The 17,403-nt window shown below is 68.5% G+C and carries 14 protein-coding genes and 1 other RNA gene; 11 read left to right on the forward strand and 4 right to left on the reverse strand.

Annotated features, from left to right (window positions below; translation table 11 throughout):
- Nucleotides 1-21: 21 nt before the first annotated feature.
- Nucleotides 22-2,622, reverse strand: coding sequence for a DNA gyrase subunit A (gene gyrA, locus WS92_RS23910; RefSeq protein WP_059934048.1), 2,601 nt, complete (start codon nt 2,620-2,622; stop codon nt 22-24).
- Nucleotides 2,623-3,144: 522 nt separating this feature from the next.
- On the opposite strand from gyrA, the gene ompA reads away from it, so the two are divergent.
- The 6 genes from ompA (at nt 3,145) to WS92_RS23935 (ending at nt 6,774) form a co-directional block, all read left to right on the forward strand.
- The gene (ompA, locus tag WS92_RS23915) at nt 3,145-3,819 is read left to right on the forward strand and encodes an outer membrane protein OmpA (protein WP_006025709.1); all 675 of its coding nucleotides are present in this window, start codon (nt 3,145-3,147) and stop codon (nt 3,817-3,819) included.
- A gap of 169 nt (nt 3,820-3,988) precedes the next feature.
- Entirely contained in the window at nt 3,989-4,687 is a 699-nt protein-coding gene (ubiG, locus tag WS92_RS23920) for a bifunctional 2-polyprenyl-6-hydroxyphenol methylase/3-demethylubiquinol 3-O-methyltransferase UbiG (RefSeq protein WP_015601871.1), read from the forward strand.
- 26 nt (nt 4,688-4,713) lie between these two features.
- Nucleotides 4,714-5,439 carry a phosphoglycolate phosphatase gene (gene gph, locus WS92_RS23925; RefSeq protein WP_009916803.1) on the forward strand — a complete coding sequence of 242 codons (726 nt, stop codon included), beginning with the start codon at nt 4,714-4,716 and terminating at the stop codon, nt 5,437-5,439.
- Between the two features lie 6 nt (nt 5,440-5,445).
- Nucleotides 5,446-5,815, forward strand: a transfer-messenger RNA (tmRNA) gene (ssrA, locus tag WS92_RS23930).
- A 19-nt stretch (nt 5,816-5,834) separates the two neighbouring features.
- Complete coding sequence (locus WS92_RS35950; RefSeq protein ID WP_156443018.1) at nt 5,835-6,011, forward strand: hypothetical protein; 177 nt, start codon at nt 5,835-5,837, stop codon at nt 6,009-6,011.
- Nucleotides 6,012-6,129: 118 nt separating this feature from the next.
- Nucleotides 6,130-6,774 (forward strand): class I SAM-dependent methyltransferase, encoded by a 645-nt coding sequence (locus WS92_RS23935; RefSeq protein WP_006025659.1) that lies wholly within the window; start codon nt 6,130-6,132, stop codon nt 6,772-6,774.
- 23 nt (nt 6,775-6,797) lie between these two features.
- Here the strand turns inward: WS92_RS23935 and WS92_RS23940 are convergent, their stop codons facing one another.
- Together WS92_RS23940 and WS92_RS23945 are read right to left on the reverse strand one after the other, a co-directional pair.
- Nucleotides 6,798-7,061 carry a hypothetical protein gene (locus WS92_RS23940; protein WP_006025658.1) on the reverse strand — a complete coding sequence of 88 codons (264 nt, stop codon included), beginning with the start codon at nt 7,059-7,061 and terminating at the stop codon, nt 6,798-6,800.
- Nucleotides 7,062-7,161: 100 nt separating this feature from the next.
- The gene (locus WS92_RS23945; RefSeq protein ID WP_059934050.1) at nt 7,162-8,268 is read right to left on the reverse strand and encodes a substrate-binding domain-containing protein; all 1,107 of its coding nucleotides are present in this window, start codon (nt 8,266-8,268) and stop codon (nt 7,162-7,164) included.
- Between the two features lie 130 nt (nt 8,269-8,398).
- Between WS92_RS23945 and WS92_RS23950 the strand changes: the two genes are divergently transcribed.
- The 4 genes from WS92_RS23950 to WS92_RS23965 are packed head-to-tail and all read left to right on the forward strand — an operon-like array spanning nt 8,399 to nt 13,701.
- On the forward strand, nt 8,399-8,872 hold the full coding sequence (locus WS92_RS23950) for an NAD(P)H-dependent oxidoreductase subunit E (protein ID WP_059934052.1): 474 nt from the start codon (nt 8,399-8,401) through the stop codon (nt 8,870-8,872).
- Complete coding sequence (locus tag WS92_RS23955; RefSeq protein ID WP_059934053.1) at nt 8,869-10,437, forward strand: formate dehydrogenase beta subunit; 1,569 nt, start codon at nt 8,869-8,871, stop codon at nt 10,435-10,437. The genes WS92_RS23950 and WS92_RS23955 overlap by 4 nt, the downstream gene beginning before the upstream one ends.
- 14 nt (nt 10,438-10,451) lie before the next feature.
- A complete protein-coding gene (gene fdhF / locus WS92_RS23960; protein ID WP_059934056.1) occupies nt 10,452-13,424 on the forward strand; it encodes a formate dehydrogenase subunit alpha in 2,973 nt (990 codons plus the stop codon).
- A 7-nt stretch (nt 13,425-13,431) separates the two neighbouring features.
- Complete coding sequence (locus WS92_RS23965) at nt 13,432-13,701, forward strand: formate dehydrogenase subunit delta (RefSeq protein ID WP_059934058.1); 270 nt, start codon at nt 13,432-13,434, stop codon at nt 13,699-13,701.
- Between the two features lie 41 nt (nt 13,702-13,742).
- On the opposite strand, the gene WS92_RS23970 is transcribed toward WS92_RS23965, so the two are convergent.
- Complete coding sequence (locus WS92_RS23970) at nt 13,743-15,389, reverse strand: FAD-dependent monooxygenase (RefSeq protein ID WP_059934060.1); 1,647 nt, start codon at nt 15,387-15,389, stop codon at nt 13,743-13,745.
- A 138-nt stretch (nt 15,390-15,527) separates the two neighbouring features.
- Here WS92_RS23970 and WS92_RS23975 point away from each other — a divergent pair, with 138 nt between their 5' ends.
- Nucleotides 15,528-17,372: a tetratricopeptide repeat protein gene (locus WS92_RS23975; protein WP_059934061.1), complete on the forward strand. Its 1,845-nt coding sequence runs from the start codon at nt 15,528-15,530 to the stop codon at nt 17,370-17,372.
- Nucleotides 17,373-17,403 lie beyond the last annotated feature (31 nt).

Raw genomic sequence — 17,403 nt, forward strand, 5'->3', positions numbered from 1 at the left:
GCTCGACGGTCACAACCTGACTCAGGCGTCGCCGCCCTCCGACGCGTCGTCGTCGGTATCGGCGTCCGCCTCGGCGATCTGCTGCAGACCCGAAAGCTTGGTGCCTTCATCGAGGCTGATGAGTGTAACACCTTGCGTCGCCCGTCCCATTTCGCGAATCTCCGACACGCGCGTGCGGATCAGCACGCCCGCCGTCGTGATCAGCATGATCTGATCCTCGGCATCGACGAGCGTCGCGGCGACGACGCGGCCGTTGCGCTCGGACGTCTGGATCGCGATCATCCCCTTCGTGCCGCGGCCGTGGCGCGTGTACTCGGTGATCGGCGTGCGCTTGCCGTAGCCGTTCTCGGTCGCGGTCAGCACCGACTGCTCCTCGCCGCCCGCGACGAGCATCGCGATCACCTGCTGCGCGTCGTCGAGCTGCATCCCGCGCACGCCGCGCGCCTCGCGGCCCATCGGCCGCACGTCGTTCTCGTCGAAGCGCACCGCCTTGCCGGCGTCGGAGAACAGCATCACGTCGTGCGCGCCGTCGGTGATCGCCGCGCCGATCAGGTAGTCGCCGTCATCCAGGCCGACCGCAATGATGCCCTTCTTCATCGGGCGGCTGAACGCCTCGAGCGGCGTTTTCTTGACGGTGCCCAACGCCGTCGTCATGAACACGTACTTGTCCGCCGAGAATTCCTTCACGGGCAGCACGACGTTGATCTTCTCGCCGTCCTGCAGCGGGAACATGTTGACGATCGGGCGGCCGCGCGAGTTGCGCGAGCCCTGCGGCACCTCGTAGACCTTGACCCAGTACACGCGGCCGCGGTTCGAGAAGCACAGGATGTAGTCGTGCGTGTTCGCGATGAAGAGCGTCTCGATCCAGTCGTCTTCCTTCATCTGCGTCGCCTGCTTGCCGCGGCCGCCGCGCTTCTGCGCGCGGTATTCGGACAGCGGCTGCGACTTCACGTAGCCCGCGTGCGACATCGTGACCACCATGTCCTGCGGCGTGATCAGGTCTTCGGTGTTCAGCTCGGTCGCGTTCAGCTCGATCTTCGAGCGGCGCGCGTCGCCGAACTCCGCCTTCACCGCGGTCAGCTCCTCGCCGATCATCACCGTGATCCGCTCGGGGCGAGCCAGGATGTCCAGCAGATCCGCGATCTGCGCCATCACGTCGCGGTATTCGCCGATGATCTTGTCCTGCTCGAGGCCCGTCAGGCGCTGCAGGCGCATCTGGAGGATTTCCTGCGCCTGCGTGTCGGACAGCCGGTACAGGCCGTCGCCCTGCATGCCGAACGCCGGGCTCAGGCCCTCCGGCCGGTACGCGTCGCGCCCGCCGGCCGCCGCGTTCTCGGTTTCGGCGCGCGTGAGCATGTCGCGCACGAGCGACGAATCCCACGATTTCGCCATCAGCTCCTGCTTCGCGATCGGCGGCGTCGGCGCGGCCTTGATGATCGCGATGAACTCGTCGATGTTCGCGAGCGCGACGGCGAGGCCTTCGAGCACGTGGCCGCGCTCGCGCGCCTTGCGCAGTTCGTAGACGGTGCGTCGCGTCAGCACTTCGCGCCGATGCGACAGGAAGCACTGCAGGATCTCCCTCAGATTGAGGAGCTTCGGCTGGTTGTCGACGAGCGCGACCATGTTCATGCCGAACGTGTCCTGCAACTGCGTCGCCTTGTACAGGTTGTTCAGCACGACCTCGGGCACTTCGCCGCGCTTGAGCTCGATCACGACGCGCATGCCGCTCTTGTCGGACTCGTCGCGGATGTCGGAGATGCCCTCGAGCTTCTTCTCGTTGACGAGCTCCGCGATCCGCTCGAGCAGCGAGCGCTTGTTGACCTGGTACGGCAGCTCGTCGACGATGATCGCCATCCGCTGGCCGCGGTCGATCTCCTCGAAGTGCGTGGCCGCGCGCATCACGACGCGCCCGCGGCCGGTGCGATAGCCGTCGCGCACGCCGGCGACGCCGTAGATGATGCCGGCCGTCGGGAAATCGGGCGCGGGGATGATCTCGATCAGCTCGTCGACGCTCGCCTGCGGATTGTTCAGCAGGTACAGGCATGCGTCGACGACCTCGTTCAGGTTGTGCGGCGGAATGTTGGTCGCCATGCCGACCGCGATCCCCGACGAACCGTTGATGAGGAGATTCGGAATCCGCGACGGCAGGATGAGCGGCTGCATCTCGCTGCCGTCGTAGTTCGGGCCGAAGTCGACGGTTTCCTTGTCGATGTCCGCGAGCAGTTCGTGGCCGATCTTGGCCATCCGGATTTCGGTGTAGCGCATCGCGGCCGCGTTGTCGCCGTCGACCGAGCCGAAGTTGCCCTGACCGTCGACGAGCATGTAGCGCAGCGAGAAGTCCTGGGCCATCCGGACGATCGTGTCGTAGACCGCGGTGTCGCCGTGCGGATGGTACTTACCGATCACGTCGCCGACGATGCGCGCGGACTTCTTGTACGGCCGGTTCCAGTCGTTGTTCAGTTCGTGCATCGCGAACAGCACGCGCCGGTGCACGGGCTTCAAGCCATCGCGAACATCCGGAAGGGCACGACCGACGATCACGCTCATGGCGTAATCGAGATACGACTTGCGCATTTCCTCCTCGAGGGAGGTGGGCAGGGTCTCTTTGGCGAATTGATCCATGTATCCGTATCTTTTCGGAGCGAAGACGGGGCCGCCTTTCGCGTGGGCGCCGCTCGCGCGACGCAACACGCAATTCTAACATGCGCCCCAACCCGCCCCAACGCGGGCCCCTCTATATAAGAAAGGCGAAACTCGCGCGAGTGAATCGCCCGCCGCCTCGCTCCCTCGCCCGCCGATGCGCGCACAAAAAAACACAAAACGATTGGCGAAAGGTTCGCACTTCAAAAAATCCGCAATTTCCCGCCAACAGACTTGACAATTTTCGAAACATGCGGCAAGCGGTGTTGCACTCGCGCCACAATCGATAGAGCGATGTTAGGGTGGGGAGGATTTTTTTTCGTGGGAAGGGAACGATATGGCAAAATGCCAACGCACTGAAAGTTAGACGCTGCTCGAAGTCTACACAGAGCGGTGCCGCGTTTTTTGTGCCGCACCAATGTTATACTTCGAGCAATGTATGACTTGTCATCGTCAACAGGCTCGCAGTAAACCTGCGGTAATCTCAATTTCGAGAGGAGAAATATGAATAAACTTTCAAAGCTCGCGTTCATTGCAGCTACCGCAGTTATGGCTGCATCCGCTTCGGCACAGTCGGTGCCGGCGTCGCGACAAGCCGTGAATGACAACTGGGTGAATGGCACGGGCGAATGGGTGTGGATGAACGGCACGAACGAGCTCTGCTGGCGCGATGCGTTCTGGACGCCGGCCACCGCCAACGCGAAGTGCGATGGCGCACTGGTCGCCCAGGCACCGGCACCGGCCCCGGTCGCACCGGCTGCTCCGGTCATCACGAGCCAGAAGATTACGTACCAAGCCGATACGCTGTTCGACTTCGACAAGGCCATCCTGAAGCCGGCCGGCAAGCAGAAGCTTGACGAACTGGCCTCGAAGATCCAGGGCATGAACGTCGAAGTGGTCGTGGCCACGGGCTACACCGACCGCATCGGTTCGGACAAGTACAACGACCGCCTGTCGCTGCGCCGCGCGCAAGCCGTCAAGTCGTACCTCGTCAGCAAGGGCGTCCCGGCGAACAAGGTCTACACGGAAGGCAAGGGCAAGCGCAACCCGGTCACGGGCAACACGTGCAAGCAGAAGAACCGCAAGCAGCTCATCGCCTGCCTCGCACCGGACCGCCGCGTGGAAGTCGAAGTGGTCGGCACGCAGGAAGTGCAGAAGACGACCGTTCCGGCGCAGTAAGCCCCGGATCGAACGCATCTGCTTCAAAAGCCCCGCTTCGGCGGGGCTTTTTCATTGACGCGGCCCGGGCATCGCGCGGCCGCGTTCCTGGCGACCTCGCCCGCTTAGCTTATATACTCGTGGCTTGACGGGCGCGCCGCCGCCCTCTTTCCCGCATCCGCTTGCCGACATGACGAACGCCGATCCGCACGAACTCCAGAAATTCAGCGACCTCGCTCACAAATGGTGGGATCCGAACGCCGAATTCAAGCCTCTGCACGACCTCAATCCGGTTCGCCTGAACTGGATCGACGCGCACGCGCATCTGCCCGGCAAGCGCGTCGTCGACATCGGCTGCGGCGGCGGCATCCTGTCGGAATCGATGGCGTCGCTCGGCGCGCAGGTCAAGGGCATCGATCTTGCGACGGAAGCGCTCGGCGTCGCCGATCTGCACAGCCTCGAAAGCGGCGTGAGCGTCGATTACGAGGCGATCGCGGCCGAAGCGCTCGCCGCGCGCGAGCCGGGCGCATACGACGTCGTCACGTGCATGGAAATGCTCGAGCACGTGCCGTCGCCCGCGAACATCGTCGCCGCGTGCGCGACGCTCGTGAAGCCGGGCGGCTGGGTGTTCTTCTCGACGCTGAACCGCAACCTCAAGTCGTACCTGCTCGCCGTGGTCGGCGCCGAATACATCGCGCAGATGCTGCCGAAGGGCACGCACGACTATGCGCGCTTCATCCGCCCGTCCGAACTCGCGCGCTTCGTGCGCGCGGCCGGCCTGCAGCTCGTCGAAATCAGGGGCATCACTTACCATCCGCTCGCGAAGCGCTTCGCGCTGTCGAACGACACCGACGTCAATTACCTCGTCGCATGCCGCCGCAGCACCTGACCCGCCACCCGCACCGATCCGCGTTCATGAGCTCTTCGTCGCCCTCCTTCGCCGCCCCGCCGTCCGTCGGGCCGCACCTCGACGCCTGCGAGGCCGTGCTGTTCGATCTCGACGGCACGCTCGCCGACACCGCGCCCGACCTCGCGGCCGCGATCAACAAGATGCAGCGCTCGCGCGGCGCCGCACAAACGCCGCTCGATGCGCTGCGTCCGCTCGCGTCGGCGGGCGCTCGCGGCCTGATCGGCAGCGCGTTCGGCATCGTGCCCGCGGACGCGGAATTCGATGCGCTGCGCGACGAATTCCTCGCCAACTACGCGGCGGACCTGTGCGTGCACACGACGCTCTTTCCAGGCATCGGCGCGCTGCTCGACGACCTGGACGCGCGCGGCGTGCGCTGGGGCATCGTGACCAACAAGGCCGCGAGATTCACCGATCCGCTCGTCGCGCTGCTCGGCCTCGCGGCGCGCGCGGCGTGCGTCGTCAGCGGCGACACGGCGTCGCACCCGAAGCCGCATCCGGCGCCGCTGCTCCATGCCGCGCGGAGGCTGTCGCTCGCGCCTGAACGGATCGTGTACGTCGGCGACGACTTGCGCGACATCCAGGCGGGCAGCGCGGCCGGCATGTCGACGGTCGCGGCCGCATACGGCTATTGCGGCGAAGGCGCCGCGCCCGCCGACTGGCAGGCGCAGCATCTCGCCGAGACGACGGACGACCTGCAGCGGCTGCTGCGCGTGTTGCGCTATAATGTCTGATCCGCTGGGGGCGACCTGGTTTCGACAGGGGTTGTGAAGCGGCTAGGGCATGTCGAGGACCCGTCACCTCGTTAATCAATGGGAAAAACGTAACTGCAAACGACGATACGTTCGCACTGGCAGCCTAAGGGCCGCCGTCCTCTGCCTAGTTCACTGACGGGCTAGTGTCGCAAGACCGGTAGCAATACCGACAGAGGTCATATACGTCAGTTAAGCCTGTCCGGCGTCACGACGGCCGGGTCGAAAATCGAGTGAATCGCCGTAACGGAGCGTGTTCGTCCGCGACGTCACGGTTAAATCAAATGACAGAACTAAACATGTAGAACTGGTCGTGGACCGCTTCTGGACGCGGGTTCGATTCCCGCCGCCTCCACCACCCGACACCCCGAAAGCCCTTGTTCAACAAGGGCTTTTTCTTTTTGCCGCGCTTTTTCACCACTCTCCGCCACGCTCTTTTATCCGGCTCCGGCGATTCACGCCGCGCCATCATCGGCCGGCGCAATGGCGCGGCTTGCGCGCCGCCGCTTCGCGCCATCGCCTCGCTTCATGCGCGAGCGCAATACAGCGGGTAATACACGATGGCCGGTGTTTTTGAACGTGGCAGGCTAGCTTGCCGGTCGTAGCGTCGGAACCGATTTCGTCCGAACGATGCCGCGTTCCGCTTGCCGCTCAATTCCTCAGGAATGAATCATGCGAATCCCCGAACTCGCGCTCTTCCTGCGTGCCTGGCTGCGCAATCCGCGGCAGGTCGGCGCGCTCGCGCCGTCCAGCCCCGCGCTCGCCGCCCTGATGACCGCCCAGATCCCCGGCGAAAGCGCGCGCGTGATCGAGCTCGGCGCGGGCACGGGCGTCTTCACGCGCGAGTTGCTGTCGCGCGGCGTCGCAGCGGAGCGGCTCGTGCTCGTCGAAGCCGATCCCGCTTTCGCCGCGACACTGCGCCGCCGCTTCCCCGCGCTGCGGGTCATGAACATGGATGCAGCCGAACTCGGCATCACGCACGGCCTGTTCGGCGACGCGCGCGCGAGCACCGTCGTCAGCGGCCTGCCGCTCGTCGCAATGCCGGTCGAGCAGGCGATCGCGATCGTGCACGGCGCGTTCGCGATGCACCTCGGCCCGGGCGGCGCGTTTTATCAGTTCACCTATCTGCCCCGCTGCCCGATTCCCGCCCGCCGGCTCGCGGCGATCGGCATTCGTGCGGAGCGCATCGGCATCGCGTGGGCGAACGTGCCGCCCGCAGCCGTCTATCGGCTGCAGCGCTACGCGGACTTCTCGGGGTCCCCGTCGTCGATCGGCCATTCGTGGCCGCGCGCGCAGCCGCCCTCGACGGCCGCGTGACGTCGCGCCGCGCATGCGCATCGTCAGTTCATCGGGCACTTCAGGTTGCAGCCGTTCGGGTCGCCCATGTCGCCCTTCCTGCGCAGGTCCGATTTCTTGCCGCTCTGATATTTCTTCGTCGGCGCCGACGCGGCGAACTGCATTTGCGGATGCTCGTTCAGCCGGAACTGGTCGTTCAGGATGCCGCCCGGCACGCCGGGCGAGTTCTGCGCGAACGCGGCCGTGGCGGCCGCGACAAGCGCGCCCGCCACTGCGGACGCGACGGCGAGTTGGGTCAGGAGCTTCATCGATGTCGAACGCCTGTCGGCGCTTTGGATCACACGAAAGGAAGCGGCAAGCGTAACGCAAATGCGCGCGCCTTGCAGCGCTGTTCGCGCAGCCGCTTCGTTACAGCAGATGACCGCCGGCGCGCGCATCGTCGGCCGTGCCCGCGAGGCCCGCCGCCACATCGACGAGCGTGCCGCACACGCTCGGATCGTAGCCGTCGAGCCGCGCGACGGCAGCGTGGTAGCCGTCGTCGCGCAGCAAAGCAAGCGCGCCCGCGAGCGGCGCGCCGCCGAGCCGCGAACGCTCGCACGCGAAGTAATAATCCTCGTCGACGATCGGAATGAAGTCGAGCCCGAAGTGGCGCGCCGCCGGCTCGACGCCGAAGCCGAGATCGGCCATCCCGCTCGCGACGAACGCGGCGATCGCCGAATGCGTGAGCTCCGCCGATGCATAGCCGTCGATCCGCTCCGGATCGACGCCGATGTCGCGCAGCGCGAGATCGAGCAGCATACGCGTGCCGGAGCCCGGCTGCCGGTTGACGAAGCGGATGTCGCCGCGCGCGAGGTCGGCGAGGCCCGCCACCCGCTTCGGGTTGCCGCGCGGCACGAACAGGCCCTGCTGGCGGCGCGTCAGGTGGATCAGCACGTGATCGGCATCGTCGAGCCACGGCCGGTAGATCTGCGCGCAGGGCGCGCGAAACGCGCCGCGCGGCAGATGAAAGCCCGCCAGATCGCATTCGCCGCCCGCGAGCGAGCGCATCGCCTCGACGCTCTCGCGGTACTTGATGTCGACGGGCGAACCGGCGTCGACGAGCGCGGACACGAGCGCCGCAACCGCGTAGCCGTGCGACGCGTGGATCCGCAGCGCGCCCGCGTGACGCGCGAGCCGCCGGTTGAGCCCGCTCGCGACTTCCGCCGCGAGCGCGCGCAGGTTGCCGTCGAGACGCTCGCGGGCGAGCCGCTGCGCATCGACGACCGCCTGCCCGAGCTCGGACAGCGACGAACCCTTGCCGCGCACGGTTTCGATCAGCGCGCCGCCGACGCACGCCTCGAACGCGCGCAGCAGCCCCCACGCGTGCCGGTACGACAGCCCTCTCGCGTCGGCCGCCTGCGCGATGCTGCCCGCCGTCGCGACGAGCTCGAGGAGCGGCGCCACATCGGTCAGGCTCGCCGTACGGCCGTCGGTGTCGCGCACGATCAAATGCGCGTCGCATTCGACTCGAATCATTTATGCAATCCTGTTTCCTATTGCGACCGCCATTCTATCGATTTATCGTTGATACACATCAATATCTCAAGGTCTGTTTGCGCTCTATATGAACCATAAGCGCATATATGGCTTCGGAGGAGGCAACAGGATGTCCCCCAGTTCCGTCGCGCCCGACGCGCTCGTGCGCGCGCATGCGCAACCCGGCAGGTCGCTCGTCGCGATCCTGCACGCGATCCAGGACGACGCGGGCTACGTGCCGCCCGCGTGCGTCGAGCCGCTCGCGAAAGCGCTCAACCTGTCGCGCGCCGAAGTGCACGGCGTGCTGACCTACTACCACCATTTCCGCACCGCGCCGCCCGCGCGCGTGACGATCCGGCTCTGCCGCGCGGAAGCGTGCCGCAGCATGGGCGGCGAGGCGCTCGTCGCGCACGCGCAGGCGCGCGCCGGCTGCCGGATCGACGGCGGGCACGGCGGCGAGGTCGCGCTCGAATCGGTCTATTGCCTCGGCCTTTGCGCGCAGTCGCCGTCGCTCACGATCAACGACGAGCCGCATGCCAAGATGTCGCCCGCGCGCTTCGACGCGCTCTTCGACGCGGCCGTCCGCACGGAGGAGCACGCATGAGCACGCGCATCCATGTGCCGCGCGATTGCGCGGCGCTCGCGGTCGGCGCGGACGCGCTCGCGCGCGCGATCGAGGCGGAGGCGGCGAAGCGCGGCGTCGCGATCGAACTCGTGCGCAACGGCTCGCGCGGCCTTCTGTGGCTCGAGCCGCTCGTCGAAGTGGGCACCGCGGCGGGCCGCGTCGGCTACGCGAACCTCACGCCGGCCGATGTCCCCGCGCTCTTCGACGCCGGCTGGCTCGACGGCGGCGAACATCCGGCGCGCGTCGGCATCGTCGACGAAATTCCTTATCTGAAGCGCCAGCAGCGGCTCACGTTCGCGCGCATCGGCATCACCGATCCCGTGTCGATCGACGACTACGTCGCGCACGGCGGCCTGGCGGGCCTGAAGAACGCGCTCGCGCTCGACGGCGCCGTCGCGTGCGAGACGCTCGTCGAATCGGGCCTGCGCGGACGCGGCGGCGCCGCGTTTCCGGCGGGCATCAAGTGGCGGACCGTGCGCGAAGCCGCGGCCGCGCAGAAATACATCGTCTGCAACGCAGACGAAGGCGATTCCGGCACGTTCTCCGATCGCCTCTTGATGGAAAGCGATCCGTACTGCCTGATCGAAGGGATGATCATCGCGGGCGTCGCGACGGGCGCGACGGTCGGCCATATCTACGTGCGCAGCGAATATCCGCACGCGATCGCGGCGTTGGGCGAAGCGATCGCCCGCGCGCGCGCGGCCGGCTGGCTCGGCGCGAGCGTGCTCGGCACCGCGCACGCGTTCGAGCTGCACGTCGCGAAAGGCGCGGGCGCGTATGTCTGCGGCGAAGAGACGGCGCTCCTCGAATCGCTCGAGGGCAAGCGCGGCGTCGTGCGCGCGAAGCCGCCGCTGCCCGCGCTGTCGGGGCTCTTCGGGCAGCCGACCGTCATCAACAATGTGATCACGCTCGCGACCGTGCCGGTCATCTTCGCGCGCGGCGCGGCGTTCTATCGCGACTACGGGATGGGCCGCTCGCGCGGCACGCTGCCGTTCCAGCTCGCGGGCAACGTGAAGCGCGGCGGGCTCGTCGAGCTCGCATTCGGCGTCACGCTGCGCGAGCTGCTGTTCGACTTCGGCGGCGGCACCGCGAGCGGCCGCCCGGCGCGCGCCGCGCAGGTGGGCGGCCCGCTCGGCACCTACCTGCCCGACAGCCAGTGGGACACCCCGCTCGACTACGAGGCATACGCGGCCGTCGGCGCCGTCGTCGGACACGGCGGCATCGTGCTGCACGACGACACGTCGAACCTCGCCGCGCTCGCCGAATACGCAATGCACTTCTGCGCGCTCGAATCGTGCGGCAAGTGCACGCCGTGCCGGATCGGCTCGACGCGCGGCGTCGAGACGATCGCGAAGATCCGCGCGGGCGACACGTCGGAAAAGCAGGTGCGCCTGCTGCGCGACCTGTGCGACACGATGACCGCGGGCTCGCTCTGCGCGATGGGCGGCATGACGCCGTACCCGGTGTTGTCCGCGCTCGACCACTTCCCCGAAGATTTCGGCCTCGCCGCGCACGCGAGCGGCGCGGCGCCCGCCACGGCCTGACAGCAGGAGCCCCGATGACCTCTTCCGCATTCGATTCGTCCCGGCAAGGCTGCGGCTCCGGCCAGTGCGCGTGCAAGAGCGCGGCGCAAGCGCGCCGCGCCGATCCGTTCGACGACACCGACTACGGCACCCCGAAGCGCCACGCCGACGCCGACGTCACGCTCGACATCGACGGCCGCACGGTCACGGTGCCGGCCGGCACGTCGGTGATGCGCGCGGCGATCGAGGCCGGCATCAACGTGCCGAAGCTCTGCGCGACCGATTCGCTCGAGCCGTTCGGCTCATGCCGCCTGTGCCTCGTCGAGATCGAGGGCCGGCGCGGCTATCCGGCGTCGTGCACGACGCCCGTCGAGGCCGGCATGAAGGTGCGCACGCAAAGCGACCGGCTGCAGGACCTGCGCCGCAACGTGATGGAGCTCTACATCTCCGATCATCCGCTCGACTGTCTCACGTGCGCGGCGAACGGCGATTGCGAGCTGCAGGACATGGCGGGCGCGGTCGGGCTGCGCGAGGTGCGCTACGGCTTCGACGGCAAGAACCATCTGAACGACGCGAAGGACGAATCGAATCCGTACTTCAGCTACGATCCGTCGAAGTGCATCGTCTGCAATCGCTGCGTGCGCGCGTGCGAGGAAACGCAGGGCACGTTCGCGCTGACGATCGCCGCGCGCGGCTTCGAATCGCGCGTCGCGGCGAGCGCGGACGAGGCGTTCATGGATTCGGAATGCGTGTCGTGCGGCGCATGCGTCGCCGCGTGCCCGACCGCGACGCTCGTCGAGAAGAGCGTCGTGCGGCTCGGCCAGCCCGAGCACGAGGTCGTGACGACCTGCGCGTACTGCGGCGTCGGTTGCTCGCTGAAGGCGGAGATGAAGGGCGAGCAGGTCGTGCGGATGACGCCGCACAAGAACGGTCAGGCGAACGAAGGCCACGCGTGCGTGAAAGGCCGCTTCGCGTGGGGCTACGCGACGCACAAGGACCGCATCACGAAGCCGATGATCCGCGAGAACATCACCGATGCCTGGCGCGAAGTGAGCTGGGACGAAGCGATCGGCCATGCGGCCGCGCGGTTCCGCCGCATCCAGGACAGGCACGGCCGCGATTCGATCGGCGGCATCACGTCGTCGCGCTGCACGAACGAGGAGACGTACCTCGTGCAGAAGCTCGTGCGCGCGGCGTTCGGCAACAACAACGTCGATACCTGCGCGCGCGTCTGCCATTCGCCGACGGGCTATGGCCTGAAGGTCACGCTAGGCGAATCGGCGGGCACGCAGACGTTCGCGTCGGTCGGCTCGGCCGACGTGATCGTCGTGATCGGCGCGAATCCGACCGACGGCCATCCGGTGTTCGGCTCGCGCCTGAAGCGCCGAGTGCGCGAGGGCGCGAAGCTGATCGTCGTCGATCCGCGCCGGATCGATCTCGTCGATGGCCCGCACGTGAAGGCCGTCCATCATCTGCAATTGCGCCCCGGCACGAACGTCGCGCTCGTCAACGCGCTCGCGCACGTGATCGTCACCGAGGGCCTCGTCGACGAGGCATTCGTCGCCGAGCGCTGCGAGCCGCATGCGTTCGACGTGTGGCGCGCGTTCGCCGCGCAGCCCGAGAACTCGCCCGAGGCAACCGCGGACGTCACCGGCGTGCCGGCCGACGCGGTGCGCGCCGCCGCGCGCCTGTATGCGACGGGCGGACGCGCCGCGATCTTCTACGGGCTCGGCGTGACCGAGCACGCGCAGGGCTCGACGATGGTGATGGGCATCGCGAATCTCGCGATGGCGACGGGCAACCTCGGCATCGAGGGCGCGGGCGTGAACCCGCTGCGCGGGCAGAACAACGTGCAGGGCTCGTGCGACATGGGCTCGTTCCCGCACGAGCTGCCCGGCTACCGGCACATCGGCGACGCCGCGGTGCGCGCGCTCTTTGACGAAGCGTGGTCGACGACGCTGCAGCCGGAGCCCGGCCTGCGCATCCCGAACATGTTCGACGCGGCGCTCGACGGCAGCTTCAAGGGCCTCTACTGCCAGGGCGAGGACATCGTCCAGTCGGACCCGAACACGCAGCATGTCGCGGCCGCGCTGTCGTCGCTCGAATGCCTCGTCGTGCAGGACATCTTCCTGAACGAAACCGCGAAGTATGCGCACGTGTTCCTGCCGGGCGCGACCTTCCTCGAGAAGGACGGCACGTTCACGAACGCGGAGCGCCGGATCTCGCGCGTGCGCCGCGCGATGAAGCCGCTTTCCGGCTACGCGGACTGGGAGGTGACGCTGATGCTGTCGCGCGCGCTCGGCTACGACATGCATTACGCGCATCCGTCCGAGATCATGGACGAGATCGCGCGTCTCACGCCGACGTTCGCGGGCGTGTCGTACGCGCTGCTCGACGAGCTGGGCAGCGTCCAGTGGCCGTGCAACGACGCGGCGCCCGAAGGCACGCCGACGATGCACGTCGATCACTTCGTGCGCGGCAAGGGCAAGTTCATGATCACGCAGTACATCGCTTCGCCGGAGAAGGTCACGCCGCGCTATCCGCTCATCCTGACGACAGGCCGGATCCTGTCGCAGTACAACGTGGGCGCGCAGACGCGCCGCACGGAAAATGTCCGCTGGCACGGCGAGGACCGGCTCGAGATCCATCCGCACGACGCGAACGATCGCGGGATCAGGACGGGCGACTGGGTCGGCGTCGAATCGCGCGCGGGGCAGACGGTGCTGCGCGCGCTCGTCACCGAGCGGATGCAGCCGGGCGTCGTCTACACGACGTTCCACTTCCCGGAATCCGGCGCGAACGTGATCACGACCGACAGCTCCGACTGGGCGACCAACTGCCCCGAGTACAAGGTGACGGCCGTGCAGGTCGCGCCCGTCGCGCAACCGTCCGAGTGGCAGCGCGCGTACACGCGCTTTCGCGCGGAGCAGCTCGCGCTGCTCGAGCGGCGCACGGCGGCGGGCGCGCCGACAACGGCAACGGCAACGGCAACGGCATCGGGCAAGTGAGGTCGACATGGAAAGCCGACATCTGATCGACATGGCGAACCAGATCGGCGCGTTCTTCGCGTCGATGCCGGATCACGACGAGGCGGTCGCGGGCATCGCCGACCACATCCGGCGCTTCTGGGAGCCGCGGATGCGCCGCGCGCTCCTCGCCGCGCTCGACGATCCGCATGACGAGACCGCGCAAAGCGTCGCACCGATCGTTCGCGAGGCGATCGACAGGCACCGCGCGTCGCTCGAGCCGGCGCCTGCCTCGCCCGTCGCGCCGCACGCCGCGTAGGACGGGCGCAGGCGCTGCGCCCGCCGGGCGCGCCGTCGTCTTCAGGCTTCGAGCCGCATTCCCGAGAACCACGTCTCGCAATGGCGCAGCAACGCGTTCGCATCGGTCGCCGGGCGGCCGCGCGCGGCGACGTAGCCGTCCGGGCGCAGCAGGTAGAACACGGGCCGCGCGCGCCCGTACGCATCGGCCAGCAGCGGCGCGCCCTCGCCTTGCGCATCCGTCACGCGCCAGCAGCGCACCGCGCCCGGCATGATCCGCTCGAGCGCGTCGGCGAGCGTGCGGCCGTCCTCGCCGGGGTCCGACGGCAACGTGTCGTCAATCGCCTCGCGCGGCTCGAGCACGAGCAGCGTGAAATGCGCGGGATCGTGCAGATCGAAGAGGCGCGCGACGCCGGGCGCCTTGCCCAGCGGCCCGTCGAGTACCTGCACGAGCGCGTCCGGCGCGCGCTCGCCTGCGCGCGGCCCGCCGTCGAGCACGCGCTCGAGCGTGAGCGGGCTCTTCCGATACTGGATCGCGAGCTCGCTGACCGTGCGGCGCGCCGCATCGCGCAGCGGCCCGAACGACGCGAGGATCGGCACGACGTGATCGCGCAGCAGCTTGAGCGGCCCGCGGTCCGCCTCGACGAGCTGTGTCGCGAAGCTCGTCTGCCGCAGCATGTCGCGCTCGATCGGATGGCGCTCCGCGTGATACGTGTCGAGCAGCCGCTCGGGCGCGTTGCCGGCCAGCACGCGCGCGAGCTTCCAGCCGAGATTGAACGCCTCCTGGATACCCGTGTTCATCCCCTGCGCGCCCGCCGGGCTGTGCACGTGCGCCGCGTCGCCCGCGAAGAACACGCGCCCGACGCGCAGCTTCGCGACCATTCGGCTGTGCAGATGAAAATACGACGACCACGCAAGATCGCCGATCTTCAGATCCGGCGTCACGCGCGCGCGCACGATTTCGCGGCACAGGTCGAGCGACGGCCCGTGCTCGTCGTCGAGCGCGCCGTTGCGCGGCGGCCGATCGGCGACGAGCCGGTAGCGGCCGTTGCCCATCGGAAACAATCCGGCAATGCCGTCGCCCGTCGTGAACAAATGAATCTCGTCGTCCGGCCAGTCGGCGCCGACGTCGAGATCGGCGAGCATGAACGTCTGCTCGAACGCATGTCCGACGAAATCGACGTCGAGCAGACGCCGGACGGTGCTGTGCGCGCCGTCTGCCGCGACGACGTACGACGGCTGCAGACGCTCGTCGCGGCCGTCGCCGTGGCGCAGCCGGACGTCGAGCGCGCCTTCCGGCTCTTCGCAGTGCGTGAGCGTCACGCCGCGCTCGACGTGGACGCCGAACGTCGCGAGATGCTCGGCCAACAAACGCTCGGTGACGGTCTGGTCGAGAAACAGCAGGTACGGATAGCGCGTTTGCAGCGGATCGAAGTCGAGCTCGGCGATACGCTGCCCGGCCGAGTACAGGATCGCGACGCGCGCGCGATGGCCGAGCTCGACGAACCGGTCGACGACGCGCTGCTGCTCGAGGAGCTCGAGCGTTCGGGCCTGGATGCCGATCGCGCGCGAATAGCGCGCGGGCTGCGCCGCCTTGTCGACGACTCGCAACGGCACGCGGGCGCGCGCAAGGCAAAGCGCGGCGGCGAGCCCGGTCGGCCCGGCGCCGACGATCAGCACGGGAGGCGTGGCGAGCGGAACGACTGCCATAAGGACCTCGTCGATACGCAACATCCGCAGTCTACGCCCGCCGCCGCACCGCATCCATAGCGGGCGGCCGCACCGGTGGATTCGGCCGGCGCGGTTCGAGGTATGGGAAAATGCGGGGTTTCCCGTTTGTCCCGCGTCATGGAATCCGCTTTCGACCGCGCATTCGCCGCGCACCGCGCCGGCCGGCTCGACGATGCCGAGCACGGCTACCGGGCGGCGCTCGCCACCAATCCCGCCGATGCCGACGCGCTGCACCTGTTCGGCGTGCTGCGCCATCAGCAGGGCCGGCACGAAGAAGCAGCCGATCTCGTCGGCCGCGCGGTGGAGTTGCGCCCGAACGACGCGGCGCTGCAACTGAACCTCGGCAACGCGTTCAAGGCGCTCGGCCGGCTCGACGAAGCGATCGAGCGCTTTCGCAACGCGCTCACGCTTGCGCCGGAGTTTCCGCTCGCGCATTACAACCTCGGCAACGCGTACGCGGCGCAGGAGCGCCACGACGACGCGGTCGACGCGTTCGAGCGCGCGCTCGCGCTCACGCCCGGCGACGCGTCGATCCACAACAACCTCGGCAACGCACTCAACGCGCTCGGCCGGCACGACGGCGCGCTTGCGGCGTTTCGCCGCGCGCTCGCACTGCGTCCCGGCCACGCGGGCGCGCACAACAACCTCGGGATGGCGCTCGCCGCGCTCGGCGATACCGACGAGGCGGTCGCGCATTTTCGCGCGGCGCTCGCCGCCGAGCCGCGCTTCGTCGCCGCGCATTTCAATCTCGGCAACGCGCTCGACGCGGTCGGCCGGCATGCGCAGGCGCTGCACGCGTTCGAATCCGCTCTCGCGCTGCAGCCGCGCTTCCCGCTCGCGCTGTTCGGGCTCGCGAACGCGCTCGCGGCGCTCGGCCGCCATCGCGACGCGCTGCCGCATTACGAGCGCGCGGTCGGGCTCGATCCGTCGTTCGTGCTCGCCTGGCTCAACCTCGGCACCGCGCATCACGCGCTCGGCGCGCACGAGATGGCGCTGCGCGCGTTCGATCAGGCGCTGCGGCTCGATCCGTCGCACGCGCTCGCGCAAATGCATCGCGCGGTCACGCTGCTCACGTTGCGCGACTTCGCACGCGGCCTGCCCGCGTACGAAGCGCGGCATGCGCTGCCGGGCGCGGCGCCGCTCGGGCCGCTGCCGCGCTGGCAAGGCGAGCCGATCGCGGGCCGCACGCTGCTCGTGCGCGCCGAGCAGGGCTTCGGCGACACGCTGCAGTTCGTGCGGCTCGTGCCGCTCGCGCGCGCGCGCTGCGCGCGGCTGATCCTGCAAGTCCAGCCCACGCTGCTGCCGCTCGTCGCGCCGATGGCCGCGCGCTGGCGCGTGAGCGTCGTGTCGGCCGATGCGGCGCAAACGCCCGCCGCCGACCTCGTCTGCCCGCTCCTGAGCCTGCCGTTCGCGCTCGGGCTCGAATACGACTCGATCCCGTCTCACACGCCGTATCTCGACGTGCCCGACGCCGCGCGCCGCCGTTTTCGCGGCTCGCTCGGCGGGCAGGCGAAGCGCAAGCTCGGCATCGCATGGTCCGGTAGCGCGCAGGTGCAGGAGAATCGCGCGTTGCCGCTCGATGCGCTCGCGCCGCTCTTCGCGCTCGCCGGCATCGACTGGATCGTGCTGCAGCCGACGCTGACGGATACCGAGCGCGCGGCGCTCGACGCGCATCCGGATGCGGCTCGCATCCATCGGCTCGACGGCCTGACCGATTTCGCGGCGACGGCCGCACTCGTCGATCGGCTCGACGGCGTCGTCTCGATCGACACGGCGGTCGCCCACCTCGCGGGCGCGCTCGACAAGCCGCTGTGGCTGATGCTGCCCGTCGCCGCCGACTGGCGCTGGAGCACGGGCAACGACAGCCCGTGGTATCCGCGCGCGCGGCTCGTCCGGCAATCGGAGCCGGGACGCTGGGACGACGTGGTCGCGGCTGTCGCGGGCGAGATCGCACGCGGGTGACGGCGCGCGCGCATTCGTGCGTGCTCCTTTT

It is taken from the genome of Burkholderia sp. MSMB1588, from assembly GCF_001546925.1.
GTDB classification, from domain to species: Bacteria; Pseudomonadota; Gammaproteobacteria; order Burkholderiales; family Burkholderiaceae; genus Burkholderia; species Burkholderia humptydooensis.